The organism is Streptomyces sp. NPDC044002, assembly GCF_056434525.1.
Window position 1 is genome coordinate 15199 of sequence record NZ_JBWKEZ010000055.1, and the last position, 25686, is coordinate 40884.

At 73.1% G+C, this 25686-nt stretch carries 27 protein-coding genes; 17 read left to right on the forward strand and 10 right to left on the reverse strand.

The genetic code is table 11. The features are described 5' to 3' along the window. Positions 1-168 precede the first annotated feature (168 nt). From AC07A6_RS31240 to AC07A6_RS31285, 10 genes are all read left to right on the forward strand, one after another. Positions 169-342, forward strand: a complete 174-nt coding sequence (locus AC07A6_RS31240; RefSeq protein WP_362468861.1) for a daptide-type RiPP — start codon at positions 169-171, stop codon at positions 340-342. Between the two features lie 71 nt (positions 343-413). Continuing rightward, positions 414-569, forward strand: a complete 156-nt coding sequence (locus AC07A6_RS31245; RefSeq protein ID WP_362468859.1) for a daptide-type RiPP — start codon at positions 414-416, stop codon at positions 567-569. Positions 570-748: 179 nt separating this feature from the next. Beyond that, the gene (locus AC07A6_RS31250; protein WP_362468857.1) at positions 749-943 is read left to right on the forward strand and encodes a hypothetical protein; all 195 of its coding nucleotides are present in this window, start codon (positions 749-751) and stop codon (positions 941-943) included. Further along, the gene (locus AC07A6_RS31255; protein ID WP_478779376.1) at positions 940-1692 is read left to right on the forward strand and encodes an ABC transporter ATP-binding protein; all 753 of its coding nucleotides are present in this window, start codon (positions 940-942) and stop codon (positions 1690-1692) included. The genes AC07A6_RS31250 and AC07A6_RS31255 overlap by 4 nt, the downstream gene beginning before the upstream one ends. Continuing rightward, complete coding sequence (locus AC07A6_RS31260; protein ID WP_478779377.1) at positions 1685-2434, forward strand: ABC transporter permease; 750 nt, start codon at positions 1685-1687, stop codon at positions 2432-2434. Before AC07A6_RS31255 ends, AC07A6_RS31260 begins: the two co-directional genes overlap by 8 nt. Before the next feature lie 7 nt (positions 2435-2441). Further along, entirely contained in the window at positions 2442-4124 is a 1683-nt protein-coding gene (gene mpaP / locus AC07A6_RS31265; protein ID WP_478779378.1) for a daptide biosynthesis intramembrane metalloprotease, read from the forward strand. A gap of 61 nt (positions 4125-4185) precedes the next feature. After that, positions 4186-6720, forward strand: a complete 2535-nt coding sequence (gene lanKC / locus AC07A6_RS31270; protein WP_478779379.1) for a class III lanthionine synthetase LanKC — start codon at positions 4186-4188, stop codon at positions 6718-6720. Between the two features lie 17 nt (positions 6721-6737). Beyond that, complete coding sequence (locus AC07A6_RS31275; RefSeq protein WP_362468848.1) at positions 6738-6998, forward strand: hypothetical protein; 261 nt, start codon at positions 6738-6740, stop codon at positions 6996-6998. A gap of 26 nt (positions 6999-7024) precedes the next feature. Continuing rightward, positions 7025-7612: a hypothetical protein gene (locus AC07A6_RS31280; RefSeq protein ID WP_478779380.1), complete on the forward strand. Its 588-nt coding sequence runs from the start codon at positions 7025-7027 to the stop codon at positions 7610-7612. 103 nt (positions 7613-7715) lie between these two features. Next, on the forward strand, positions 7716-8186 hold the full coding sequence (locus AC07A6_RS31285; RefSeq protein WP_478779381.1) for a RidA family protein: 471 nt from the start codon (positions 7716-7718) through the stop codon (positions 8184-8186). A 123-nt stretch (positions 8187-8309) separates the two neighbouring features. Here AC07A6_RS31285 and AC07A6_RS31290 read toward each other — a convergent pair whose 3' ends face one another. From AC07A6_RS31290 to AC07A6_RS31315, 6 genes are all read right to left on the reverse strand, one after another. After that, complete coding sequence (locus AC07A6_RS31290; protein ID WP_478779382.1) at positions 8310-9149, reverse strand: PhzF family phenazine biosynthesis protein; 840 nt, start codon at positions 9147-9149, stop codon at positions 8310-8312. Positions 9150-9246: 97 nt separating this feature from the next. Next, entirely contained in the window at positions 9247-10011 is a 765-nt protein-coding gene (locus tag AC07A6_RS31295) for a 2OG-Fe(II)-dependent halogenase WelO5 family protein (RefSeq protein WP_478779383.1), read from the reverse strand. 123 nt (positions 10012-10134) lie between these two features. After that, positions 10135-10326: a hypothetical protein gene (locus tag AC07A6_RS31300; RefSeq protein ID WP_362468837.1), complete on the reverse strand. Its 192-nt coding sequence runs from the start codon at positions 10324-10326 to the stop codon at positions 10135-10137. A gap of 121 nt (positions 10327-10447) precedes the next feature. Then, the gene (locus tag AC07A6_RS31305) at positions 10448-13381 is read right to left on the reverse strand and encodes an alpha/beta hydrolase (protein ID WP_478779384.1); all 2934 of its coding nucleotides are present in this window, start codon (positions 13379-13381) and stop codon (positions 10448-10450) included. A gap of 302 nt (positions 13382-13683) precedes the next feature. Then, positions 13684-14271 carry a pyridoxamine 5'-phosphate oxidase family protein gene (locus tag AC07A6_RS31310; protein ID WP_478779385.1) on the reverse strand — a complete coding sequence of 196 codons (588 nt, stop codon included), beginning with the start codon at positions 14269-14271 and terminating at the stop codon, positions 13684-13686. 586 nt (positions 14272-14857) lie between these two features. Next, positions 14858-15391 carry an NUDIX hydrolase gene (locus AC07A6_RS31315; protein ID WP_478779386.1) on the reverse strand — a complete coding sequence of 178 codons (534 nt, stop codon included), beginning with the start codon at positions 15389-15391 and terminating at the stop codon, positions 14858-14860. A 58-nt stretch (positions 15392-15449) separates the two neighbouring features. On the opposite strand from AC07A6_RS31315, the gene AC07A6_RS31320 reads away from it, so the two are divergent. From AC07A6_RS31320 to AC07A6_RS31330, 3 genes are read left to right on the forward strand one after another with little or no spacing between them, the layout of a single operon-like run. After that, positions 15450-15986: a GNAT family N-acetyltransferase gene (locus AC07A6_RS31320; protein ID WP_478779387.1), complete on the forward strand. Its 537-nt coding sequence runs from the start codon at positions 15450-15452 to the stop codon at positions 15984-15986. A gap of 2 nt (positions 15987-15988) precedes the next feature. Beyond that, the gene (locus AC07A6_RS31325; RefSeq protein WP_386272757.1) at positions 15989-16342 is read left to right on the forward strand and encodes a DUF6193 family natural product biosynthesis protein; all 354 of its coding nucleotides are present in this window, start codon (positions 15989-15991) and stop codon (positions 16340-16342) included. A 42-nt stretch (positions 16343-16384) separates the two neighbouring features. After that, entirely contained in the window at positions 16385-16843 is a 459-nt protein-coding gene (locus tag AC07A6_RS31330; protein WP_478779388.1) for a pyridoxamine 5'-phosphate oxidase family protein, read from the forward strand. A gap of 507 nt (positions 16844-17350) precedes the next feature. Here the strand turns inward: AC07A6_RS31330 and AC07A6_RS31335 are convergent. Further along, positions 17351-18577 carry a thiolase C-terminal domain-containing protein gene (locus AC07A6_RS31335; RefSeq protein ID WP_478779402.1) on the reverse strand — a complete coding sequence of 409 codons (1227 nt, stop codon included), beginning with the start codon at positions 18575-18577 and terminating at the stop codon, positions 17351-17353. A gap of 179 nt (positions 18578-18756) precedes the next feature. Between AC07A6_RS31335 and AC07A6_RS31340 the strand changes: the two genes are divergently transcribed. Both AC07A6_RS31340 and AC07A6_RS31345 read left to right on the forward strand, forming a co-directional pair. Next, positions 18757-19971 carry an acyl-CoA dehydrogenase family protein gene (locus tag AC07A6_RS31340; protein ID WP_478779389.1) on the forward strand — a complete coding sequence of 405 codons (1215 nt, stop codon included), beginning with the start codon at positions 18757-18759 and terminating at the stop codon, positions 19969-19971. A 92-nt stretch (positions 19972-20063) separates the two neighbouring features. Beyond that, entirely contained in the window at positions 20064-20516 is a 453-nt protein-coding gene (locus AC07A6_RS31345; protein WP_362472581.1) for a nitroreductase family deazaflavin-dependent oxidoreductase, read from the forward strand. A 42-nt stretch (positions 20517-20558) separates the two neighbouring features. Here AC07A6_RS31345 and AC07A6_RS31350 read toward each other — a convergent pair whose 3' ends face one another. Beyond that, entirely contained in the window at positions 20559-21206 is a 648-nt protein-coding gene (locus AC07A6_RS31350) for a TetR family transcriptional regulator (RefSeq protein WP_362472532.1), read from the reverse strand. A gap of 347 nt (positions 21207-21553) precedes the next feature. Between AC07A6_RS31350 and AC07A6_RS31355 the strand changes: the two genes are divergently transcribed. Together AC07A6_RS31355 and afsK are read left to right on the forward strand one after the other, a co-directional pair. After that, positions 21554-22345, forward strand: a complete 792-nt coding sequence (locus AC07A6_RS31355; protein WP_362472535.1) for a VOC family protein — start codon at positions 21554-21556, stop codon at positions 22343-22345. Between the two features lie 184 nt (positions 22346-22529). Then, positions 22530-24950 carry a protein serine/threonine kinase AfsK gene (gene afsK, locus AC07A6_RS31360; RefSeq protein WP_478779390.1) on the forward strand — a complete coding sequence of 807 codons (2421 nt, stop codon included), beginning with the start codon at positions 22530-22532 and terminating at the stop codon, positions 24948-24950. A gap of 57 nt (positions 24951-25007) precedes the next feature. Here afsK and AC07A6_RS31365 read toward each other — a convergent pair whose 3' ends face one another. Together AC07A6_RS31365 and AC07A6_RS31370 are read right to left on the reverse strand one after the other, a co-directional pair. Beyond that, entirely contained in the window at positions 25008-25259 is a 252-nt protein-coding gene (locus AC07A6_RS31365) for a type II toxin-antitoxin system RelE family toxin (RefSeq protein ID WP_362472541.1), read from the reverse strand. After that, positions 25256-25510: a type II toxin-antitoxin system Phd/YefM family antitoxin gene (locus AC07A6_RS31370; RefSeq protein ID WP_362472544.1), complete on the reverse strand. Its 255-nt coding sequence runs from the start codon at positions 25508-25510 to the stop codon at positions 25256-25258. The genes AC07A6_RS31365 and AC07A6_RS31370 overlap by 4 nt, the downstream gene beginning before the upstream one ends. Between the last annotated feature and the right edge of the window lie 176 nt (positions 25511-25686).

Sequence of the window (25686 nt, forward strand, 5' to 3'; positions counted from 1 at the left end):
GTGGACCGGTATCGGCGTCAGCGCCGGTGTGGTCGTCACCTCCGCCGCCGGCTACGGCAGCTACGTCGCCTCCGCGGCCCTCATCGCCACCTGAGAAACCCGTACCGCACACGGCGGTACACCCCGCACCACCCACTGAACACCCCACACGGAACAGGAGAACGTCCCATGCAGGACAACACGATCGACACCTTCCCCGCCCTCGAACTGGGCATGCAGGAGCTGGAGGCCATGGAGGCCCCGGGCTGGTGGACCGGTATCGGCGTCAGCGCCGGTGTGGTCGTCACCTCCGCCGCCGGCTACGGCAGCTACGTCGCCTCCGCGGCCCTCATCGCCACCTGAGAAGCCCGTACCGCACACGGCGGTACGCCTTCCCGCCAACGCAACAACCCACACGGATACAGGAGAACACCATGCAGGACATCGTGAAGCAGGACCTGGCCCCCGAGAACCTGGAGCTCGGCATGCAGGAGCTGGAGGCCATGGAGGCCCCGGGCTTCTGGTCCGGTTTCAAGCAGGGCGTCGTCATCAGCGGTGCCGCCATCGCGAGCGCCACGCTCGCCACCTGATCCCCCCGGTAGCCCTGGCGGCTGCCGAGATCACAGCGGACCGGACTCCCGGTCCCCCAGGGTGACTTGGTCCCGTGGCGGTGGCACACGCCACCGCCGCGGGCCCCCTGCACCCCACCACACGCACCACACGCACCACACGCACCACACGCACCGAGCAGAAGGAAGAGGGAGCCAACATGCCGAAGGAGAACCCCCGCAAGGGGACGAACGGACAGCTGGGGACGACCGCCGCGCTGCTCGCGCTGGCACTGGCCGTCGCCAACGCGCAGCTGACCGGACCCGCGCTCGTCGCCGTCATGAGCGTCATCGGCGTCGGTCTCGTCGCCTGCGCCGCCAAGGTCGGCGCCAACGTCGCCGCGGGCAAGCGATGAGCGCCGCCGGCGTCGTCCGCGCCTCGGGCCTCACCAAGGAGTTCGGCCCGTTCACCGCCGTGCAGGACGTGACCTTCGAGGTCCGCCCTGGCCGGGTGACCGGACTGCTCGGCCGCAACGGCGCCGGCAAGTCCACCTCCCTGCGCATGCTCCTCGGCCTGGTCCGCCCCACCTCCGGCACCGCCACCGTCTTCGGCCGCCCCTACACCGAACTCCCCGACGCCGCCCGCCGCGTCGGCGTCTGCATGGACGGCATCGGCCCCACCCCCGGCGCCTCCGGCCGCCGCGACCTGCGGATCTGGGCCCGCACCCTCGGCGTGTCCCGCACCCGCGTCGACGAGGTCCTCGACCGCGTCGGCCTCACCGACGCCGCCGACCGCCCCGCCAAGGGCTACTCCACCGGCATGAAGCAGCGCCTGGCCCTCGCCACCGCCCTGCTCGCCGACCCCGAACTCCTCATCCTGGACGAGCCCGCCAACGGCCTCGACCCGGACGGCATCCGCTGGCTGCGCGACACCCTGCGCGCCCTGGCCGCCGAAGGCCGCACCGTCCTGGTCTCCAGCCACCTCCTCGCCGAGGTCGAGCAGACCGTCGACGACATCGTCGTCATCCAGCGCACCCTGCGCTTCGCCGGCTCCCTCGCCGAACTCACCTCCGACGGCGCCCAGCGCCTCGAAGACCGCTTCTTCTCGCTGGTGGACGGGGACGCCGAGACCGCCGCGCGCACCGAAAGGCTGACCCATGCGTAACGTCCTCGCCGGCGAGTGGATGAAGGCCTGGACCGGCCGCACCTGGCTGATCCTCGCCACCGCAGGGATCTTCATGTCCCTCCTCACCTGCTTCGGGTACGCCTCCACCGGCGACGAGGCCATCGCCCTCGGCAAGACCACCGCCGCCGCCGTCACCGACGACATGGCCCAGGCGTGGATGATGACCTTCCTGATGTCCGCCGTGTTCGGCGCCATCCTCGTCACCCGCGAGTACAACACCGGCGCCATCGCCCGCTCGGTCCTCCTCAGCGGCGGCCGGCTCCGCCTGCTGTCCGCCAAGGCCCTCGTCGCCACCGCCGCCGGACTCCTCAACGGAGTCCTCGCCGCCGGCCTCGCCGTGCTGTGCGCGTTCACCCTCCCCGGCCACTTCGGCTACGACGGCGACTGGACCGGCCACACCACCCGCATCGTCCTCGGCGTGATCACCGTCAACGTGATCGCCGCCCCCTGGGGCGCGCTCCTCGGCTGGATCGTCCGCAACCAGCTCGCCACCGTCGTCACCGTCATCGCGCTCACCCTCCTCGTCGAGCCGGGCCTCCAGGAGATCGTCCCGGACGTCGCCGCCTACCTGCCCACCATCGCGATGAGCTCCGTCTACCTCGACGGCAAGCCCGAGCTGCTGTCCGTACCGCTCGCGCTCCTGGTCCTCGCCGGCTGGCTCGCCGCCGCCGGGACCGCCGCCCGCCAGCTGCTGCTCTCCCGCGACGTCATCCAAGGGTGATCCAGACATGTCCACCAAGACGCTCATCCGGAAGGCGGCCACCAAGCCGGCCGCCTCCGCCGCGGACGACTGGGACCCCGCGCTCCTGGAACGCCCCCGCATCGCCGCCAACGTGGAGATCCACGAGCCCATCGAGAGCGGCGCCCCCTGGGTCCTCCAGCGCGGCAACCACCAGCACTTCCGCCTCCAGCCCGACATGGCGCGCCTGGTCCGGGCCATGGACGGCACCCTCGACCACGACGGCCTCGCCGAGGTCCTCGGCCCGCCGTGGACCGCGCAGCACGTCGGCACCGCCGTGCACAAGCTCGCCGACTCCAAGGTCCTCGACGACGGCAAGCCCGCCGAACGCCGAAGCACCTGGTTCCGCTTCGTGCCGCCGATGACCCTCCAGTTCACGGTGCTGCACCCCGAGCGGCTCCTCGCCCGCCTCGCCCCCGTGATCCGCCTCCTCGCAGGACGCACCTCGGCCGCCGTCGCCGCCCTGTTCGTCCTCGGCGGGCTCCTCGCCCTGGCCCTGCTGGCCCCCGAGGTCGACGCCGCGCTCGGCAGGCCGCTCCCCTTCTACGCCTACTTCGGCGTGACGATCGGAGTCCTCGCCACCACCGCCGTCCACGAGGTCGGCCACGGCGCGGTCCTCACGTACTACGGCGGCCGGCCCAGCCGGATGGGCTTCATGCTCTTCTACATGTCGCCCGCGTTCTTCTGCGACGTCTCCGACGGCTGGCGGCTCTCCCGCAAGGAGCAGCGCGTCCGCGTCGCCCTCGCCGGCATCGCCACGCAGACCGTGATCGCCGGGGCCGCCGCCCTGAGCGCCCTGTTCCTGGGCCCCTCGGACCTGCGCGACGCCGTTTTCGTCTTCGCCGTCGCCACCTACTTCAGCGGCATCGTCAACCTGCTGCCCTTCGTGAAGCTCGACGGCTACATCGCCCTGATGAGCCACCTCGACGTCCCGCACCTGCGCGACCGGGCCATGACCGACGCCCGCCGCTTCCTCGCCCGGATCCTCTTCGGCGGCCGCGGCTACGAACGCGAACTGGCCGGCCGCCGCTGGGCGGTGGCCTTCGGACTGGCCTGCATGGCCTTCCCCCTCTACGTCATCGCCGGGGCCCTGACCCTGTGGTCCGACCTGCTCCAGCGGCTCGGCGCCGTCGGCACCAGCACCGTCCTGATGGCCATCTGCTACCTCGTCTACCGTCTCGGCCTCGGCTTCACCAAGCTCGCCGCCGAGGGCCGCACCGCCGGCGCCCCGCTGTGGCGGGTCATCGCCGCGGCCGTGCTCCTCACCGGGGCCGCCGGGGCCGCGCTGGTCCTCGTCAAGGCGCCGTACACCGTCGCCGCCGGATACGTCGCCCACGACGGCGGCCGCGTCGAGCTGGTCCTGCCGGACACCGCGGACCTGTCCGCCGTCCGCCCGGACTCCGCCGTCCGCTTCTACCGGGCCGGACTGATGACCCGCGAGCAGACCGGCACCGCGAGCGTCGCCGCGACGACCCGCACCGAGTCCACCGCGCCCATGTCGGCCTTCTTCCCGGTGGACGCCACCCCGGTGCGCCTGCCCGTCGTCAGCCTCCCGCTGACCGTCGGCGAGGCCCCCGCCGACCGCGTCGGAGCCGCGCAGGTCGACCTCGGCGAACTCCCGCTGGGGGAGTGGCTGTACGTGAAGTACGTCGCCCCGCTCTGGCGCCGGTAACGCCCCCCTCCGCTCCTCTCCTCTTCCCTTCCTGTCCCTCCTGTCACGAACGGAGTGCACCATGGACCTCCGCTACATGAACTACTGCCAGCCCGGCAATCCGTTCTACGACGTACCGGCCACCGCCGCCGCCGACGCCAGCGTCTTCCCGGCGGTGACCGGCCCCCTCCCCGAGGGCTGGACGCGCAACGACAACACGCACTGGCTGCTGATGACCCCGCCCGACACGGTCCTCCCCGGCCAGGGCTGGAAGATCCACGTGTCGGCCACCCTGGAGAACGCCGACCGCGTCCTCGAACTGGTCTGGGACTTCTGCGTCGCCGAAAAGGTCACCTTCAAGTTCATCCGCAGCGCCGGCATCCTCAAGATGCGCAACAGCAAGTACGGCGACCGCGGCGGCAGCGGCAAGTTCTTCACGATCTACCCCGGCGACGAGACCCAGCTGGAGCGGATCCTGCGCGCACTCGGCGACCTCCTCGACGGGGAAGCCGGCCCCACCATCCTCAGCGACCTGCGCTGGCGTTCCGGCCCGCTGTACGTCCGCTACGGCGGCTTCGTCTCCCGGCTCGGCCGCTCCGAGACCGGCGAGCTCGTCCACTGCATCGAGGACCCCGAAGGCCGCCTGGTCCCCGACGTGCGCGGTCCCTCCTTCCGGCCCCCGTCCTGGGTCGAACTGCCCGCCTTCCTCGGCGAGGCCCTCGCCGCCCGCAACGCGGCAACCCTCAAGGACTTCCCGTTCCGCGCCACCAAGGCCCTGCACTTCTCCAACGGCGGCGGCGTCTACCAGGCCACCGACACCCGCGACGGCGGCACCGTCCTGCTGAAGGAGGCCCGCCCGCTGGCCGGCCTCGACGAGGAGGGCGCCGACGCCGTGGCCCGCCTCCAGCGCGAGCACTGGGCACTGGACAAGCTCGCCGGACTCGACTGCATCCCGCCGATCACCGACTACCGCAAGGGCAACGAACACTGGTTCCTGGCCCGCGAATACGTCGACGGCAAGCCCCTCGCCCGCGAGCTCCTCAGCCGCAACCCGCTCGTCAACGACGACCGCACCGAAGGCGCGTACGCCGCCTACGCCGACTGGGCCCTGAAGATCGTCGACCAGGTCGAGCGGGGCATCGAGGCCATGCACGCCAAGGGCGTCGTCTTTGGCGACCTGCACCCCAACAACATCCTGATCCGGCCCGACGACACGATCTCCTTCATCGACCTGGAGACCGCCACCCCCGTCGAGGACGACTCCGCGCAGGTCATCGGCGCCCCCGGCTTCCGCGCCCCCGCCGGCTACACCGGCACCACCGCCGACCGGTACGCCCTCGGCTGCATCCGGATCGGCGTCTTCCTGCCGCTGACGGTCATGGCCACCTGGTCCCGCGCCAAGGTCGACCAGCTGATCGGCCTGGTCACCGAGCACTTCCCGGTCCCCGACGGCTTCGCCGGGCAGGTCCTCGCCGACCTCGGCCCCGATCCGCACCCCGGGCATCGCCCCGACCCCGCCCCCGCACCCCTGTGGACCGCCCCCACCGCCGGCAGCTGGCCCGCACTGCGCACCGTCCTCGCTGCCGACCTGCTGGCCAGCGCCACCCCGCAGCGCGAGGACCGGCTCTTCCCCGGCGACGTCGAGCAGTTCTCGGTACCCGGCGGCGGAGCCACCCTCGCCTACGGCGCGGCCGGCGTGCTGTGGGCGCTCGCCGAGCTGGGGCACGCCCCCGCCGACGAGCACGTGTCCTGGCTGACGGACGCCACCGCCCGCGCCGCGGACATGGGCCCCGGCCTCTACGACGGCCTGAGCGGCGTCGCCTACGCCCTGGACCGGCTCGGCCGCGCCGACGAGGCCGCCGCCGTCCTGGACCGGGTCCGCCGGGCCCCGCTGGAGGACGCCGACCACAGCCTCTTCGGGGGCCTCGCCGGCATCGGCCTGACCCACCTCCACTTCGGCGACACCGACGAGGCCGCCCGGATCGCCGCGCTCATCGCCGACCAGGGCCCCGGCGGGGGGGGCGGGCGCCCCCGGCCCGGGCTGCTGCGCGGCGCGTCGGGCGGGGCGCTGCTGATGCTCCGGCTGTACGAAGCCACCGGCGGCCCCAAGTACCTCCATGTGGCGGGCGAGTTGCTGCGCCACGACCTCGCGGAGGCGGGCTGGTCCGCGGACGGCGACCCGGCGGGCTCCGAGGACGCCGCCTGGCAGGTGCCGTTCCTCGCCTTCGGCGGCGCCGGCCTCGCCATGGTGCTCCACGAGGCGGCGCGGCTGCTGCCCGACCCGGAGTTCGCCCGGGCCCGGGACGTGCTGCGCGAGCAGGCCGGCCCGTCCTTCATGCTCAACGCCGGGCTCTTCCACGGCCGGGCCGGCGCCCTGCTCGCCCTGCGCCACCTGCACGACGGCTCCGCAGCCACCGGCCGGGCGGTCGAGCGGCACCTGGACGCCCTCGGCTGGCACGCGGTGCGCTGCGACGGCCACCTGGCCTTCTTCGGCGACCACACCCTGCGCCTGTCCGCCGACCTCGCGACGGGTTCGGCCGGTGTGCTCCTCGCGGTCGAGGCCGCGCTGGGTGATGCTGGCCCCGGTCTGCCGTTCCTCGCGCCGGGCCCCCGATGACCCGTCAGGAGACCCCGATGCGCAGCACCACGTACCACTTCGTCGTCGCCCCGGACGGCCGCGGCCCCGAGGGCGGCGCGCCGGAGCTGGCCGCCGTGCGGCTGATCTCGTTACTGCCGGCGGACTGGGGCTACGCGCCCGAGTTCCCCGGCGGGACGGTGTCCCTGCGGCTGACCCCGCCGCCCGGCACCACCGAGTCGGCGGCGCACGCCGCCTTCGCCGGCGCCCTCGCCGCCCCCGGCCTGCGGGGCTGGAGCTGGGCCAACCAGCCGGCGTGAGCACCCTGGGTCTAGGGTGCGGGGTCATGGACACGCCCAGAGCCGCCGCGTGGGGGCTGGTCGCCCTCGCCGGGGCCGCCGCCGCCACCGCGGTCGCCGCCCCGCTGTACGAACACCCCGGCGGCCCGGCCCTGGCGGCCGGCCTGAACCACCCCGTCCTCCTGACCGGCCTGGCGGTCCTCGCGCTCGCGGGGGCCGCCCTGCTGCGTTCGCGCCGCCCGGACGTGCGCAGGGCGGCCGGGGCCGGGCTGGCCGGGGCGGTGGTCCTCGGGGTGCTCGCCGTCCCCGCGTACGGGGTGGTCACCGATCCGATGCCGTTGCGGGAGTGGGACGTCCCCGCACCGGACGGCTCGGCCCGGCGGCTGGTCGTGGAGCAGACCTCGGCGCTGACCGACCCGGTCTGGCGGATCCACGTCGACACCGGGACCTTCCCGACGGCCCGCCGGTGGCCCGTCGCCGAGTACCGGCCCGACCCGGAGTTCGACTTCACCAAGGGCGTACTGGAGGCGTACTGGCCCGACCCGGACCACATCCGCATCATCGACCTCGACCACGGCCACCACGACCTGCGCATCGCCCCCGACGGCCGCCCGCTGGACCGGCTGGACTGGTAGCAGATCGCCGGCCGGGCCGGGGCCACAAGGGCGGAGCCCGCCCCAAGAGGCCCCGTGCGGTGGGACGATGGTGCGAGTCAGGTCGAGGTCACCAGGGGGTGCCATGAGCGTCGACGTCCGCGAAAGGCTAGCCGAGCTCGGATTACGGCTGCCGGAGGTGAGCGCCCCCAAGGGGGCCTACGTCCCCGCCGTCCGCAGCGGCATCCACGTCTTCGTCGCGGGTCAGATCCCGCTGACGGGCGGGGAGCTGACCCTGACCGGCAAGGTCGGCGCCGAGGTCTCCCCGGAACGGGCCAGGGAACTGAGCCGCCAGTGCGCGCTGGCGGCCCTGGCCGCCGCCGACTCGGTGGCCCCGCTGGAGTCCGTGGTGCGGGTCGTGAAGGTCGTCGGCTACGTCTCCTCCGCGCCCGGCTTCACCCGCCAGGCGGGGGTGGTCGACGGGGCGAGCGAACTCCTGGTGGAGGTCTTCGGCGAAGCCGGCCGCCACGCACGCAGCGCCGTCGGGATGGACATCCTCCCCCTGGACGCCCCGGTGGAGATCGAGCTCGTCCTGGAGGTCACCCCCCATCCCTGACCTCCGGTCCCCGTTCCCAGCCCGCCGGCCCGGGTGCGGGCCGCCGGTACCGGGCCCGCCCGGCCGTCAGGGCGACGGGTGCGGGCCCGCCCGTATCCGGTCACCGCCCGGCCAGGGCCAGGGTCAGCCGATCGGGACCGCCGTGCCCGTCACCTCGATGCCGGCCGACGGGTCCGCCGGGACGCCCACCGTGATCAGGCTCGGGCGGCCCATGTCGACGCCCTGGTGGACGGTCAGTACGGCCGGCAGCTCGACCAGCCCCAGGCTCCGCAGGTACCCGCCGAACGCCGCCGCGGCCGCACCGGTCGCCGGGTCCTCGACCACCCCGCCGGGCGGGAACGGGTTGCGGGCGTGGAAGACGTCCGCCGACTCCCGCTGGACCAGGGTGATCGTGGTCCAGCCGCGGCGCGCCATCAGCCCGCTCAGCGCCGGCATGTCGTAGTCCAGGTCCGCGAGCCGCTCCCGGCTCGCCGCCGCGATCACCGGATGCCAGGCCCCCGCGTACGCGGCCCGCGGCGGCAGCGCCGGATCCAGGTCGCCCGCCGACCAGCGCAGCGCCGCCAGCAGCTCCGCCAGATCGGCGTCCGCGATGGGCTCCGTACGCGGCTCCACGCTCACCAGCGTCGCGACGACACCGCCGTCCGGGCCGGCCGAGGTCGTCACCGGCACCTGACCCGCCTTCGTGTGCAGCAGCAGGTCCCCGACACCGTGCCGCTGCGCGTACGCCACGGCGGTCGCGATGGTGGCGTGCCCGCAGAAGGGCACCTCGTTCTGCGGGCTGAAGTACCGGATGTCCAGTGCCCCGTCCTGGCGGGGCACGGCGAAGGCCGTTTCCGAGTAGCCGACGTCCGCCGCGACCGCGGCCATCGTCGCCTCGTCGATGCCGGTGGCGTCCAGCACCACACCCGCCGGGTTCCCGCCCAGCGGGTCGGTGCTGAAAGCGACGTAACGCAAGAGGTCCATCGCCCGAACGTAGCGGGCCCGCCACCGGACGGTCAAAATCCGTATCAGGTACGGGAATTGACGATTCCGGGCGGGCCCGCCGCACACCGTCCGGCCGTCACGCCCAGGTGAGCAGCCGCCCGGACGTACCGAGCCCCACCGCGAACCCCAGCGCGATCCGGCGGTCCCCGTGACTGGGCCGGACCGCGTGGAAGTACCGCGGATCGATCAGCAGCGCCTCGCCGACCTCCGGAGCCAGCTCGATCGACTCGGCACCCGCCACCACCGCCTCGTCGAACCCGTACCGGGCCGACAGCCGGTGCGCCTCGTCCTCGGGCCGCCAGCGGTGCCTCCACAGCACCGTCTCACCGCCCTCGGGCGGCACGCTCAGGTACAGGTTGAACGCGAACTGCCCGATCAGCGGCTCGTCGAGCAGGTCACCGTCGTACTCGCGCAGCGCGTCGTCGAAATGGACCTGGAACCCCTGGTTCGGCTCCCGGGCCACCCCGTCGCCCATCTCCACGCCGCCCCTGCGGCCCACCGCCACCCCGCCCGGCCAGGCCACGGCCAGCGCCTCCCGGCAGGTGTGGAACGGATCGAACGACAGCCCCAGGCCCTGCCAGGACTCGTGGTGCCCCTGCAGCGCCTTCCAGTACGTGTCCGCGACCCCGCCGTCGGCCATGTGGTCGCTGACGCCCACCCCGAACCGCATCACCGGCGGATCGACGCGGGCCTTCCCGTACGAGTCGAACACCTGCTCCCGCAGCGCGCCGAGCACCTCGTCACACCGCTCGCGCGGCAGGAAGGAGGGGACCCGGACCGCCGCGTACCGCCCGGCGGCCAGCCCGGCGAGCAGCTCGTGGGTGAACGCCGGCGCGGTCACGGCGCGGAAGAAGGGATCGTGCGGTGGGGCCGGTAACGCACTCTGAGTGGTTCGCCCTGAGGATTGCCCTGACGTCATTCGATCGCCCCCCGGCGTCGGAAAGACAACAGAAACCAATGGCGCCTATCCGGGATGCGTCCCGCTGGTCGCGCGGAACGCCGTCTTCGCGTCGAGCTCCAGTGCCTGCCGTCCGGCCTCCAGCGCTTCCATCGCGATCCGCCGGCCGACCTCCGCCTGCATCTGCTCCAGGTCACTCCCCGGAGCACCCCATCTGAGGGAATGGTCGTCGTTCGTATCGGTGGGGACAGCAGTCATCGGCGGACCTCCGCGCATTTCGGTGTGGGACGCGTCACACAGGGTGAGGCAACGTCAGGCTACGCGCAAGCCCGCACCGGCCGTTGGAGTTCCACCCAACTGGTATGAAAAGAAGGGGATTTCACCCCGGCATCTCCCGCAGAAGTTTCTGCAGAAGAGCCCTGGCCTGCACCAACAGCGGATGCTCCGGAGCCACCACCCGAGTGAGGTCGCGCACCAGAGCCTTCAGCTCGTTCACCGCTTCGGGGGTACGCCCCACGATCCCCAGCAGCACCAGCACGAACGTGTAGCGGAAGCGCATCACCATGTTGGAATCCGGCGGCTGCGCCGCGTCCCGCAGCGCCTCCCGGATCACCTGCTCCGCCTCCGTCGCCCGCCCCTGGTCCAGCAGCGCGTGCGTCAGCGTCTCCCGCACCCGCAGGATCTCCGGCGTCGACGGCGGCCAGTGATTGCGCCGGCTGATGTCCAGGATCTGCCACGCCTCCGCCTCCGCCTCCGCGTGCCGGCCCAGCGCACGCATCGTCCGGGCCAGCGTGTGGCGCACCACCAGCGTGTCGTAGTGCTCCCGGCCGCGCACCTCGTTCTCCGCCTCCACGATCGAGCGGAGCATCTCCTCGGCCTCCGCCTCCCGCCCCTCCTGCTCGTTGATCGCGCGCGCCAGCTTGTGCCGGCTGGCCAGCGTGTCCGCGTCGTTCTCCCCCAGGATCCGGGTCCGCGCCAGCACCACCCGCGACAGCACCTGCTCCGCCTGCGACAGCTGCTCCCGGTCCAGGTGGATGCGGCCCTGCTCGTGCCGCAGCCCCAGGATCTCCCTGTCGTCGACGTCGAAGCCGAACGAGTCGCAGCGCTCCACCATCGGCAGCACCAGGTCGTACGCCGGCCCCAGCAGCCCCGTCGCTATCAGGTAGCGGGCCGTCAGCCGGGCCAGCTCCAGCGCCTCCGTCAGCACCGTACGGTCCGACAGCTTCAGCTCCCCCAGCAGGCACGCCCGGGACACCTCCAGCGCGTGCGGGGCCAGCGCCGCCCACAGCGGCCAGTTCGCCGGGTGGTCCGGGTTGCGGTGCCGGGTCGCCCGGAGCACCATCCGCACCGCCAGCCCGTAGTAGTCCGCGGGCCGGTCCCGCACCTCCCGGTCCTCGCGCAGCACCCCGTGCACCACCGGGTGCAGGGTCAGCACGTGGGCCAGGTCGCGCTCGGCGACGCCCTCGCGCTCGTAGAAGTCCACCAGCCCGAACTCCTCCAGGCCCGCGAGCGCCGCGTGCGTGCGCGCCGGCGTGATCCCCGGGAACAGCGGCGACTGCGACAGCGGCGCATCACCGAGCAGACACCGGTACGGGACCGGCGCGATGCTCAGGCAGGCGAACACCTTCAGCAGGCTCGCCGCCTGCGCCCGCTCCTGGCTGCTCAGCAGGTCCATCGCGATCCCGCAGACCTTCTCCACGATCTCCCGGCCCAGCAGCTCGCTCAGGTCCGGACCCGTTTGACCCGGCGCGGCCTCGACCCGCGCCGCGACCGCCCGGCCGAAGGTCTCGAAGTCCCGGATGTCACTGTCCAGGGAGATCCGGCTCTCGCTGACCGCCTTGATCACGTCCGCCGCGTGGCGCAGCGCCAGCGGCAGCCCGCCCAGCTGCCGCGACAGCCGGCGCGCCTGCTCGTTCGTACCGCCCCGGTTGTCCGTCCGCTCCAGCAGCATCGACGCCCCGTCGTCCTCGCCGAGCGGCACCACGTGGTGCACGGCGCTGCTCTCGCCCCACGTCTGCTGGCGGCGCACCCGGCTGGTGACCAGAACCGTCCCGTTCGCGTTCTGCGGGCGGCGCAGCCAGCCGGTGCCGTCCGCGACCTGGCCCTCCCGGGGGCCCAGCCGCTCCGGGTCGTCGGCGTTGTCGAAGATCAGCACCCACGGATCCGGACACGCGTTCAGCAGCGTCCACACCAGGTCCATGGCCGTCCCCAGCAGCCACGCCCGCTCCACCGTGATCGACGGGGCCCCCAGGTCCCGGGCGATCATCCGCATCCGCAGGCTCAGCTCCGGCATCGACACCCACCACACCCGCCGCCCGGCCCGCTGCGCCCGGTCGGCGACCTCCAGCGCCAGCCGGCTCTTGCCCGACCCGCCCAGCCCGGACAGTACGTGGACCTGCTGGCCGGCCTGCTCCGACAGCAGCGAGGCGACCAGGCTCAGCCGCTCCTGCCCCTTCAGCTTGCCCTCCTCCAGCGGCCCGTACGGCGGCGGCGGGAACGGCGCCAGGTCCAGCTCCCCGGCGGCGGGCGGCGGCAGCGAGGGCCGCCCGGCCGCCTCGGCGGGCGACCGCGGCGCACCGAGCCCCTCCCCGTCCTGCGGCGCGTGCGCCGCCTCCCGCAGCGCGGTGCGGACCGCCCGGTAGGGGGCGGCGGAGCGGTCGGCCGGCTGCACGATGGAGAAGTGGTCGGCGGTGACCACCCCGCCCTTGGGGAACACCCCGCGCGCGACGACGGGCGGCACGATCTCGTCGGCGGAACCCCCGTACGCGCGCACCGGTATCGGACACTCCTGGTCCCCGTACGCCCGCCCGTGCACGACGGCGCTGAGGACGGTGCGCTGCGCTTCCGTCACGGCCCGGTCGAAGGGGCGCAGCTGCTTCTCCTGGGGGTTGTTCCAGATCTTGAGCCAGCTGCGGACGGTGAGGAAGAACCCGGACCCGGTGTTGGGGCAGGCGAACATCGTGAAGTGCTTGATCCGTGACAGCTCCCGCCCCTCCCCGACCCACAGCTTCCGCGCGAGGAACCGCTGCACGACCAGCCCGCCCTGGCTGTGGGTGACGAGCACGATCCGCTCGGCGTCGGCGAGCTCGGTCTCCAGGAAGGTGCCGAGCTGGTCGGCGACGTCGTCGGTCTCCGCGACCCGCCGGTCGGGCCGTAGGCGCACGAGCGGGGAGTCGTACTCGAAGAGGTGGACGCTGACCCAGTCGGCCAGCTCGGGGTCGGTGGTGAGGAGGGTGTGGAAGGCCGTCCACACCTTGGCGGAGGAGAACAGACCGTGCACCAGCACGAGGTGGACGCGTGTCCGTACCGCCATCGCGAACCTCCGCAGCCAGAATGTGGGTTGAAGCAGATGGATTTCGGTCGCAGACGAAAACTCAGACGAAGAACTACCCGCGTCAATGATGCACGCGGGGCGACCGCAGGAGCCATAACAAGACACCCTTCCCCCCGGCGCGCAACAGGCGCGCCGGTCGCGCGCGGGGGCGCGCCGAGCGCGAACCCGGGCGGCGCGAGCGCCCCGAAGGGGGGCGCCCGGCACGCCTGGGGCGCGTGGGGGCGGCCGGAGGCGAGTGCTCAGAACTCAGAACTCAGAACTCAGAGCTCAGTGCTCAGAGCTCAGAAATCACCGGGCGGGAGGGGGAGCGGCAGCCCCGGCAGACCGTCGATGCTCTGCGCGATGTGCTCCTTCTTCGCGAAGTACGCGCTCAGCGAGGCGTCGTCCTCGCGCGCGAAACGGCGACCGTGCAGGTCGCGGTCCTCGTCGTACGACATGAACGGCACCCCGTACCCGCAGGAGTCACGGACGAGCTCGGCCGTCACGACGATGATCGCGCGCAGCCCGTGCTGGGCGGGATCGATGTCGGGGAAGTGGGACAGCAGCTCCCTGAAGCGCGGATCGTCCCGGAAGACGGGCTCACCGCGCCCGTGCACCCGCACGATGTTGGGCGGCCCCTGGAAGGCACACCACATCACCGTGATCCGGCCGTTCTCCCGCAGGTGCGCAACGGTCTCGGCGGTGCTGCCGGCGAAGTCGAGGTAGGCGACGCGCTGTTCGTCGAGCACGGCGAAGGACCCCTTGAGGCCCTTGGGGGAGAGGTTGACCGTGCCGTCGCCGGAGAGCGGGGCGGTGGCGGTGAAGAAGACGGGCTGCTGCTCTATGAAGGCGCGCAGGCGCCCGTCGATGCGTTCGTAAGTCTTACCCATGGCCAAGGATTATGTAGGGGCAGTCGATCACGCACGGGGCGGGGGCGGGGGGAGCGGTAGCCCCCTGGGCGGTCTCAGAGCGGGTTGGGGGCTTCCCGTCAGTCCCATCGTCCTTCCGGTTCGGGCCGGTCCCTCAAGGGCGCTCCTTCGTCGCGTCGCTACGCGATCGCCTACGGCGACCCTTGACCGACCGGCCCGAACCGGAAAGCCGAAAGACTGCCGGGAAACCCCCAAAGAAACGGCACGGTCCATCGTTGGAGGAGCGGGCGTCTCAGCGATGAGGCGAGGGGCCGGGGGCCGGCCCGCCGGGCATCCGGGCCCGTCCAGCCCCGGGCCAGGGCCGGGGGCGCGGCTACCCGCACGAGAGGTCGATCAGAGCCCCCGCCGGCCCCCCAAGCGCGACAGATCGCTACGCGCTCCTCACATCTCAGCGTCCGGCGGCCGTCTTGGGCCGATACCCGCACCAGAGGGCGAACAGAGCAGCCCAGGGAACCGACAGGCGCAGCAGATCGCTACGCGCTCCTCCCGGCTCAGCGTCCGACGACCGCCTGGGGCTGATACCCGCACCAGAGGTTGATCAGGACGGTCAGCGGATTCCCTCGTCCATCAGGACGTAGAGGAGGGGGACCAGGCAGCCGCTGCTGACGATCTCGCGGCGGTCGATCATGCCCCGGATCTCCGTCAGGGGGATCCACTCGATGCGGTCGGACTCGTTCTTCTCGGTCGGCGGTCCCACATAGGTGGCGCCGTCCGCGCGGAACAGGTGGTGCTGGGAGTCGGTGATGCCGGCCGCCGGCTCGGCGTAGACGAGCGGCCTGACCGGCCCCGGCTGCCAGCCCGTCTCTTCGAGGACCTCGCGGGCGGCGGCCTCGGCCGGCGTCTCGTCCGCCTCGATGAGGCCCATCGGGAGTTCCCACGCCCACGTGTCGGTGATGAAGCGGTGCCGCCACATCATCAGCACCTCGCGCCGCTCGTTGACCACGGCCGCCACGGCCAGGTGCTTCAACTTGACCACGTGGTGCTCGAAACGGTTCCCGTCAGGAGTCTCCACGTCCGCGAACCAGAGGTCGAGCCACTGGTTCTCGTAGATCGGACGCTCTCCGTGGATCTTCCACTGCATGCGTCCAGCATCGCTTATTCGTTTGCCGCCGGTCAGCCGGGGCCGATAGGAAGCTCGCATGCTTACAGGCGGCAAGGTCGGGCTCCGGGCCCGGCACGAGGACGACATCCCGATCCTGCGGACCGAGCTGTACGACGACGTCGTCAACGGCTCGCGCTCCGAAGCCGGTCCGTGGAAGCCGATCACCCCCGGCTCGAAGGACCCCCGGCTCGTCGTCGACGACACGAAGGAGACCAGCGTCCAGTTCTCCGTGGTGGAACTGGAGGGCGGCTCGCTCGTCGGCACCGCGACGTTCTGGGGCATCGACACCCACAACCGGTGCGCACACATCGGACTGGGACTGCTGCCGGCCGCACGCGGCAAGGGCTACGGCAAGGACGTCGTCGCCGCCCTCTGCCACTACGGCTTCGTCGTGCGCGGCTTCCACCGCATGCAGATCGAAACGCTGGCCGACAACGTGGCGATGCTGCGCGCGGCGGAGAGCAACGGCTTCGTCCGCGAGGGCGTACTGCGCTCCTCGGCCTGGGTCCTGGGCGAGTTCCTGGACGAGGTCATCCTCGGTCTCCTCGCCAAGGACTGGAACCCGAAGGGCTGACCATGACGGAAACGGTGGTCGAGAGAACATGGCGCATGCTGGTGGAGCGCCACCCCGAAGCCCGTCGCGGGGATCCCGAGGTGATAGAAGCCGCGTACGCAGAGCCGCGCCTGCGACAGCTGTTCCCCTTCCCGAGCCACGGCTGCCTGAGCTTCCACCGGAACACCCACTACCCGTGGAGCAACGACCTTCCCTTCATCGCCGGCGGAGTAGACACGTACCGGGTGTATTCCGCCGGCTACGGCGAGGTCCTCGGGGATGTGGCCACCCCCCAGGAGGCCGCCGCTCTCGTCGTCGCACACCTCCCGAGCGACTGCGGACCCGCAGTGGAGGGCCCCTGGCCCCGAACTCCCTGATGGGACGGGAATCGCCTCGCGAGCAACGGAGTTGATCACGTCATGACCAAGCCCGCAGCGCCACGCCCGCTCTCCGACGAAGAACTCTCCGACCTCCTCGGCCGGCAGCAGTTCGGGACGCTCGCCAGCATCAAGCAGAGCGGCCACCCCCACCTGACCACCATGCTCTACAGCTGGGACCCCGAAAGCCGCACCGTACGGTTCTCGACGACGGCCGACCGGGTCAAGGTCGGGCATCTGCGCCGCAACCCCAGCGCGGCCCTTCACGTACAGGGCGGCAACGTGTGGTCGTTCGCGGTGGCCGAAGGCGACGCCGAGGTGTCCGAGCGCACCACGGCGGCCGGGGACGCCGTCGGGCGGGAACTGCTCGGCATGATCCCGGCGGCCGCGCGCCCCGTGGACGAAGCCGCCTTCCTGGAGCAGCTGGTGGCCGAGAACCGCGTGGTCATCCGCCTGAAGGTGAACCGCCTGTACGGCACAGCGCTCGACATCGACGGCTAGAGCAGCCCCGGCGGCGGTCAGCCGCCGAGATCAGAGGAGCGCGTAGCGATCTGCTGCGCCTGTCGGACTCCCAGGTTGATCTCTTCGCCCTCTGGTGCGGGTATCAGCCCAGGACGGTCGTCGGACGCTGAGATGTGAGAAGCGCGTAGCGATCTGCTGCGCTTGGGGGCTTCCCAGGGGCATCCGATCAACCTTTGGTGCAGGTAGCCGCGCCCCCGGCCCTGGCCCGGGGCCGGACGGACCCGGATGCCCGGCGGGCCGGCCCCCGGCCCCTCGCTCATCGCTGACGGACCCGCTCCTCCAACGATGGACCGTGCCGTTTCTTTGGGGGTTTCCCGGCAGTCTTTCGGCTTTCCGGGGCGGGTCGGCCTGTCAAGGGTCGCCGAAGGCGATCACGAAGTGACGCGACGAAGGAGCGCCCTTGACAGGCCGGCACGACACGGAAGGACGATGGGACTGACGGGAAGCCCCCAACCCGCCCTGAGACCGCCCCAGCGGACCCCGCCCCTACCCCCGCCCCAGCAGCACCGTGCCCGAGGAGCAGAACCAGCCCCCCGTGCCCGAGGCCAGGGCCACCTCCGGTAGGTGGCCGCCCGGCTTCTTGACCTGGCCCGGGCCGGCTTCGCCGCGGAGTTGGCGGACGGCTTCCACCAGGAGGAAGAGGCCCCGCATGCCCGGGTGGCAGGCGGAGAGGCCGCCGCCGTCGGTGTTGACCGGGAGTTCGCCCTCCCGCAGCAGGCGGCCCTTCTCCACGAAGGCGCCGCCTTCGCCCTTGGCGCAGAAGCCGAGGTCCTCCAGCGTCACCAGGGTCATGTACGTGAAGGCGTCGTAGATCTCCGCGAGGTCCACGTCCGCTGGGGTGAGGCCCGCGCGGGCGAAGGCCTGGCGGCCCGAGGCGGCCGCGGGGGAGACGGTGAAGTCCTCCCACTCCGACATGGTGGTGTGGGACACCGACGTGCCCGTGCCCAGCACCCACACCGGGGACTTCGCCGTGTCCGGTACGTAGTCCTCGGCGGCCAGCAGGACGGCGCAGCCGCCGTCCGAGCGGATGCAGCAGTGGAGCTTGGTGAACGGGTCGGCGACGGGGTCGGAGGCGAGCACGTCCTCCACCGTGATGGGGTCCCGGAACATCGCGTCCGGGTTGGCCGCCGCGTTCGCCCGCGCCTGGACGGCCACCGAGGCGAGCTGTTCGAGCGTCGTGCCGTACTCGTGCATGTGCCGTCGCGCGGCCATCGCGTACTTCGCGACCAGCGTGTGGCCGTACGGGACTTCGAACTGCAGCGGCCCCCGGGCCCCGAACGACAGGTTCGACGTGCGCCGCCGGGCCTTGATGTCGGCGCGGGCCGTGGAGCCGTAGACCAGCAGGACGGCGTTGGCGTGGCCGGCGGCGATGGCGTCGGCGGCATGGGCGGCCATGACCTCCCACGTGGAGCCGCCGACGGAGGTGGAGTCGACCCAGGTGGGCCGCAGCCCGAGGTACTCGGCCACCTCCACCGGGGCGAGTACGCCGAGCCCCGCCGAGGCGAAGCCGTCGATGACGGAGCGGTCGAGGCCGGAGTCGGCGAGTGCCCGGCGGGCGGCCTGGGCGTGCAGGGCGTAGGGGGTCGGGCCGTCGACCCGGCCGCAGTCCGAGAGGGCGACGCCGACCACCGCGACCCGGCGGCGGCGGGGTGCGGCGGGGGAGACGGGCGCGGAAAGGGGTCCCGGCACGGGGCCGGGCGCGGGTCCAGGCATGGGTCCAGGCATGGGCCCGACCGTACATCTGACGTGGCGTCAGATGCTAGACCGCGACCCGGCTCCGCCCGGCACGCCCGCCACGCCCGCCACGCGCAAAGGGCGCCCTCCGCCCCCTGTGCATCTCATCCCCGCCGCCCTAACATGACGCCCCGTCAGATACGGGGAGGAGCCCGACGATGGATGCCGCCTTCACCGCGGAGCAGGACGAGATGCGCCGTACCCTGCGCGAGGTCCTGGCCAAGCGCTGCGGGCCGGACGAGGTCAAAGCCGCCGTCCGGACCGCCGCGGGACACGACCGCGAGCTGTGGCAGCAGCTCTCCCGGCAGCTCGGCCTGCCGGGCATCGCCGTCGCCGAGGAGTACGGCGGCGTCGGCTGCGCCCCCGGGGACCTCGCGCTGGCCTGCGAGGAGGCGGGGCGCGCGCTGCTGCCCTCGCCCCTCCTCGCCACCGCCGTACTCGCCGCCCCGCTGCTCACGGCCCTCGGTACCGCCGCGCAGCGCTCCGCCCTGCTCCCGCCGCTCGCCGCCGGGGAGCTGACCGCCGCCCTCGCCGTCCCCGGCCCCGCCCTGGCCGCCGCACTCGCCCTGACCGGCGACAACGCCCCCGGCGACTGGGCGGGCGGGGGCCGGGCCGGCGGGGTCCAGGCCCGTCGCGCCGACGACGGGTGGCGGCTGTACGGGGAGGTGCCGCAGGTGCTCGACGGGCACAGCGCGGGCCTGCTCCTCGTCGCGGCGCACACCGGCGGCTTCGCCCGCAGCCGCACCCTGCTGTTCCTCGTGCGGGAGGGCGCGCCCGGCCTCGTACGGGACCGGCAGGCCACCCTCGACGAGACCCGCCCGCAGGGCCGGATCCAACTACGGGATGTGGAAGCCGAGTTGCTGGGCGCGGAAGACCAGCCCCAGGCTCCCCTCCCCCACCCCCTCCCCGTCCTGGCAGCCCTGGCCGCCACCGGCCGCGGCGCGGCCGCCGTCCTGGCCGCCGAGGCCGTCGGCGCGGCCGACCGGGCGCTGGCCCGCACCGTGGAGTACGTGCGCCAGCGCGAGCAGTTCGGCCGGGCCGTCGGCTCCTTCCAGGCGGTCAAGCACCGCCTCGCCGACCTCTACGTACAGGTCCAGGCGGCCCGCTCGGCCGCCTACTACGCCGCCTGGGACCCGGACCAGGGCGGCCTCGCCCTCGCCCAGGCGCTGGAGGCCCTGCGCACCACGGCCGGGGAGGCCATCCAGCTGCACGGCGGCATCGGCTTCACGTGGGAGCACGACGCCCACCTGTACTTCAAGCGGGCGGCCGCCGACGAGCTGCTCTTCGGCCCCGTCCACCGCCTGCGCGCGCACGCCGCGCACCACGCAGGCCTCTTCGACCCGTCCGCGACCCCAGAGAGGGCGGCCGTCTGATGGCTCCCACCGCTTCCCAAGGCCCCGGCGCATCCGGCGCGCCCGGCTCACCCGGCGCATCCGGCACGTTCACCGCCCTCGGCGTCAGGCTGATGCAGAAGGTCTCCTCGACCCTCCTCTTCGCCAAGGTCGCCCCGCACTTCATCCCCGCCATGGACAAGGCCGTGCACCGCCTGACCCGGGGAAAGGTGCTGCTCAGCGCCCGGATGCTGCCGGGCGTGATCCTCACCGCCAGGGGTGCGAAGACGGGTGAGCCGCGCACCACGCCGCTCGCGTGCATGCCGGAGGAGGGAGGCGTGAGCTGGCTGCTGATCGGCTCCAACTTCGGCCGCCCCGGCCACCCGGCCTGGACCGGGAACCTGCTCAAGCACCCGGACGCGGACGTGAGCTGGCAGGGGCAGGACATCGCGGTACGTGCCCGGCTGCTGGAGGGGGCCGAGCGGGCGGCGGCGTGGCAGGCCGTGCTGAGGTTCTGGCCGCCGTACGCGACGTACCAGGCGCGCATCGAGCGCGAGATCAGGCTGTTCCGCCTGGAGCGGCGCTGATCGCGGGTGCGGGGGAACGCGGACCCTCCAGGGGGTCCGCCGTCACCTGGTCGGCTTCTTGCCGGTGATGCCCAGGTGCACGAGCAGGGCCAGGTTGGGCTTGAGCTCGGCCTGCTTGACGCCCCAGGTCTGGAAGCCCTTCTGGTGCGAGGCGACCGCCGCCAGCATGGCGACGAGTGAGCCCGCCATCGCGGCCGGGCTGAGGTCCTTGTCGACCTTGCCCTTGGCCTGGAGCTCCTTCATCGACTCCGTGAGGGAGTTGGTGACGGAGTTCAGGATCTTCATGCGGATCTTGTAGAAGCGCTTGTCGCCCTCGGCGGCACCGAGGTCGACGACCCGCAGGATCGCGTCGTTGCTGCGCCAGAACTCCAGGAAGCCCTCGACGAGTTCCTCGGCGGCGGCCCAGCCGGCCTTGCCGACCCAGTTGCGGCCCTCGACGAGCGCGGTCAACTGTGCGCCCTCCGTGGCCATTTCCTCGGCGATCTCCAGGACGGCGCCCTCGACGTCCGGGAAGTACTGGTAGAAGGTCGCGGGGGAGGTGCCGGCCTTGCGCGCGACGTCGATCACCTTGACGTCGCGGTACGGCGAGGAGCTGAGCATCTCGCTGAGGCAGTCGAGCAGCTTCTGCCGCGTCGCCTGGCCGCGCCGGCCGGCGACACGCCCGTCGACGGTGCGTACTTGTCCTGTCATGCCGTCAGCTTACCGAGGGGCGATCGGCGCGCTATTCGGCCGCCTGCAAATGGGGTTACGCGGCCGTCGACCTGCCCGGGAGGCCCTTCGGGCGGGGCCCGGCGGCGGATTCCGGCCGCCCTTGCGGCCGGGGAGACCCGGTACGTACCAGGCCGTATCCCCCGAATAGTCTTATCAACAGGCTGTGGACAAGTTATCGGGCGGACCATGGTTCATGGGCATGAAACGCCCGCTGTCCGGACAAGCCCCCCAAGCTACCCAACGGCCCCGCCCGACCCCAACCCGCACCACCCGCACCACGCACCACGCACCACCCGCACCACCCGCACGACGGAAGGAACCGCCCCATGGCCGCAGCCGCATTCGCGGAAGGCTCGCCCTGCTGGGTCGACGCCTCCCTCCCGGACGTCGAGGCGGGCAAGCGCTTCTACGGCGAGCTCTTCGGGTGGACCTTCTCCGATCCCGCCGGCGCCGAGTACGGCGGCTACACCCAGGCCTACAGCCGGGGCCGCAACGTCGCCGCCCTCGCCCCCAAACCCGACGGCCGCATGCCCACCGTCTGGGGCGTGTACCTGTACACCTCCGACGCCTACGCCTGCGCGGCCCGCATCCGCGGCGCCGGCGGCCAGATGGTGATGGACCCGCAGCCCGTCGGCCCGTACGGCACCGCCGCGATGGCCGCCGACCCCGGCGGGGCCGTCTTCGGGCTGTGGCAGCCCGGCACCCACCACGGGTTCGAGGCCCAGGACGAGCCGGACACGTACTGCTGGTCGGAGGTCTACACGCGCGCCCGCGACGCCGTCGACGTCTTCTACGCCAACGTCTTCGGCTACGTCCCCCAGGACCAGGACGACTCCGAGACCGGCGTCGAGTACCGCGTCTGGTCCCCGCCCGGCAGCGCGCCCGGCCCCGACACGGCCGTCCTCGGCCGCAGCCTGATCACCGACGCCTTCCCGGAGATCATGCCGGCGCACTTCCTCGTCTACTTCGCCGTCCCCGACTGCGACCGCGCCGTCGCCACCGTGCAGCGGCTCGGCGGGCGCGTCACGGCCGATCCGTTCGACACGCCGTACGGGCGGATCGCGGTCGTCGCGGACAATCAGGGGGCGGTCTTCGCGCTGCTGTCGGAACCGCGGTAGGAGCCCTCGTCGTCGCCGCAGTCACAGCCGCAGTCGAGCCGCGTCCCAACGCACACCCCTAGCCGGGGCCGGACCAGGCGCGGGCCTGACAGAATCGGGTCGTACCGGTGCGCGCGCCCTTGGCAGCCGCGCGCGGGTGGAAGCGGGTCCGGCAGGGGCCCGTACGGGGAGGTAGTGGAGGCGAGTGGTGGAGCAGCTGACGCAGCACGACCCGAGACGGATCGGCCCCTTCGAGGTGCTGGGACGGCTCGGCGCCGGCGGCATGGGGCTGGTCTATCTCGCACGTTCGGCGTCCGGACGCCGGGTCGCGATCAAGACGGTGCGCACGGAACTGGCCGAGGACCAGCTGTTCCGGGTGCGCTTCACCCGCGAGGTGGAGGCGGCGCGCGCCGTGTCCGGCTTCTACACGGCGGCCGTCGTCGACGCCGACCCGCGCGCGGCGGTGCCGTGGCTGGCGACGGCGTACGTACCGGCGCCCTCGCTGGAGGAGATCGTCAACGAGTGCGGGCCCATGCCCGCGCAGGCCGTGCGGTGGCTCGCGGCCGGCATCGCCGAGGCGCTGCAGTCCATCCACGGCGCGGGGCTGGTCCACCGCGACCTGAAGCCGTCCAACGTGCTGGTCGTCGAGGACGGCCCCCGCGTGATCGACTTCGGCATCGCGAGCGGCGTGTCCAACACCCGCCTGACCATGACGAACGTCGCCGTCGGCACCCCGGCGTACATGTCGCCGGAGCAGGCGAAGGACTCGCGCAGCGTCAAGGGCGCCAGCGACGTGTTCTCCCTCGGCTCGACCCTCGTCTTCGCCGCGACCGGGCACCCGCCGTACCACGGGGCGAACCCGGTCGAGACGGTGTTCATGCTGCTGCGCGAGGGCCCCAACCTGGAGGGCCTGCCGGACGAGCTGCGGCCGCTGATCGACTCCTGCATGCAGATGGACGCCACGCAGCGTCCGACCCCCGCCGACCTCCAGGCGCAGCTGGCCCCGCACCTGTTCGACGGCGGCGACGACAGCGGGACGGCCTCGGCGTGGCTGCCGGAGCGGGCCGTCGCGATGATCGAGTCCCGGCGCGCGGGCAACCGTACGGGGACCACCCCGGCCCCCGTCGCGTCCTCGGCGCCGCCCGCCGGGCCGTCGACGCACCGCCGGCCGGCGCGCGGCACCGCCGACCCGTTCGTGGACCCGCGTACCGGGCAGGCCGTGCCGCCGCGCCCGGACCGGCCGCCGCTGACCCCGCCGCCGGTGCGGGGGCCCGCGCCGGTGCCGGTGTCGTCGATGCCCGGCATGCCCGTACGGCTGGGCGGTTCGCCGGTGCCGATCGGGCCCGGGCCGCGCGCGACGGCCTCCGCCCCGGCGGGGCACTCCGCGGCGGACTCGGCGACCGGCTGGGTGCGCCCGCCGGCCGGTACCCCGGCGTCCGCGGTGGCGCCGGCGGCGACCCCGTCGGTGCCGGCTCTCGGGCCGTCGCCGGACAGCGGGCGCTGGCGGCCGTGGCGCTTCCGCATGTCCAACGAGGTGTGGGGCACCCCGACCGTCGCCGGGGACCTCCTCTACGTCACCTCCTTCGAGGTGCACGCGCTGGACGTCGGCAGCGGCCGGCGCCAGTTCAAGACGCGGGACGTGGCCTGGTCGATGGCGGTCGCCGACGGCCGCATCCACGCCTCCGACGGGCCGTCCCTCTTCGCCCTGGACGCGAAGGACGGCTCCGAGCGGTGGCGGCTGAACGCCGACGCCTGGGTGTACGCGCTGCGCGCCGAGCGGGGCACGGTCATCACCGCCACGCGCGGCGGCGGGGTCCAGGGCTGGGAGGCGTCCAACGGGCAGAAGCTGTGGGAGCTGAGCGGCGCCCAGTCCGACTTCGAGACCCCGGAGGCGGCGCCCGTCCTCCACGACGGCACCGTGTACGTCTGGCAGGACGCCCGGCTGCGCGCGCTGGACGCCCGCTCCGGGCAGGAGGCCTGGTCGTACCCGGTCGGTGACGCGGCCTCCTGCGGCAACGTCCCGGTCCGCGTCACGCCCGCCCCCGACGGCAACGTGTACGTCGCCGCGGGCACCCGCGTGCTCTCCGTGGACCGGGCCTCGGGCCGGGTCCGCTGGCACTTCGAGGCCCCGGCGGTCTTCCTGGCCCCGCCCGCCTTCGCCCCCGGCCCGGCGGTCACGGGCGGCGGGGTCTACCTCGCGGACTACCTGGGCACCGTCTACGCCCTGGACGCGGCCACCGGCAACGACCGCTGGCGCATCGCCACCGAGCCGCGCCCCGCGTCGGACCCGGTGCTCGTCGCGAACGGCAGCGTCCACCTGGGCGCGGGCAGCGCCCTGTACACGCTGGACGCGGTGACCGGCACCCCGAAGTGGCGGTTCGCGGCGGGCGGCGAGATCACCGGCCCGCCGGTGGTCGCGGACGGCCGCGTCCACTTCGGCTCCGCCGACCACTGCCTGTACACCCTGGACGCGGCGGGCGGCCAGCTCCGCTGGAAGCTGGCGACGGGCGGCGAGATCACCGGCGCCCCGGTGGCGGAGGCGGGCGTGGTGTACGCGTGCAGCAAGGACCGCTGCGTCTACGCCCTGGACGCCGCCAAGGGCACGGGCACCCGCACGACCGCCTGACCTGGCACGCAGCAGGCCCCCGCCGGATCCGGCGGGGGCCTGCTGCGTCATCCGGGCTCAGCCGAGGCGGCCGACGTGGACGACCACGATGGTGACGGTGGCCTCGGTGATCTCGTACAGGACCCGGTAGCGCGCGACGTGCATCCGGCGCAGGTCGGGGGATCCGTACGGGGTGCTGCCCTCGGGCCGGGGCTGGTCGGCCAGGAGGTCGACGGCGTCCATCAGCTGCCGGAGACCGTCGGGGTCGTCCTTGAGGAACCGGGCGGCCGCGTCGATGGCCGCCTCGTCCCAGACGATCGCGTAGGTCACGCGCGCTCCAGGCCGAGCCGCGCGCGGACGTCGTCATGGGGGACCGCCGCGGCGGCGCCGGCGGACTGCCGCTCCCGGTAGAGGGCCAGTGCGAGCGCGTCCTCCAGGTCGGCGAGCTCCTGGGGGTTGATGAGTACGGCCGCGGGCTGGCCGTGGTCGGTGATGGTGATGCGTTCCCGGGCGTGGGACGCGCGGCGGACCAGCGAGCCGAACTTCGCTCGCGCTTCGGTGATCGGCAGAGTCTCGCTCATGTACATAACTGTACAGTTCCCGCGTCTTCTGTTGGGGTGATGGTGGTGTGCTCCCTCGGGGGGAGCGACGCCCATCCAAGCCGCCGCACGCGAGTGCCGAAGGCATATGCCCGACCCTCACTCGAACGAGCTACTGGCGGGTCCGCGGCCCCGCCGGGGTGCGGTTGGTACCGGGA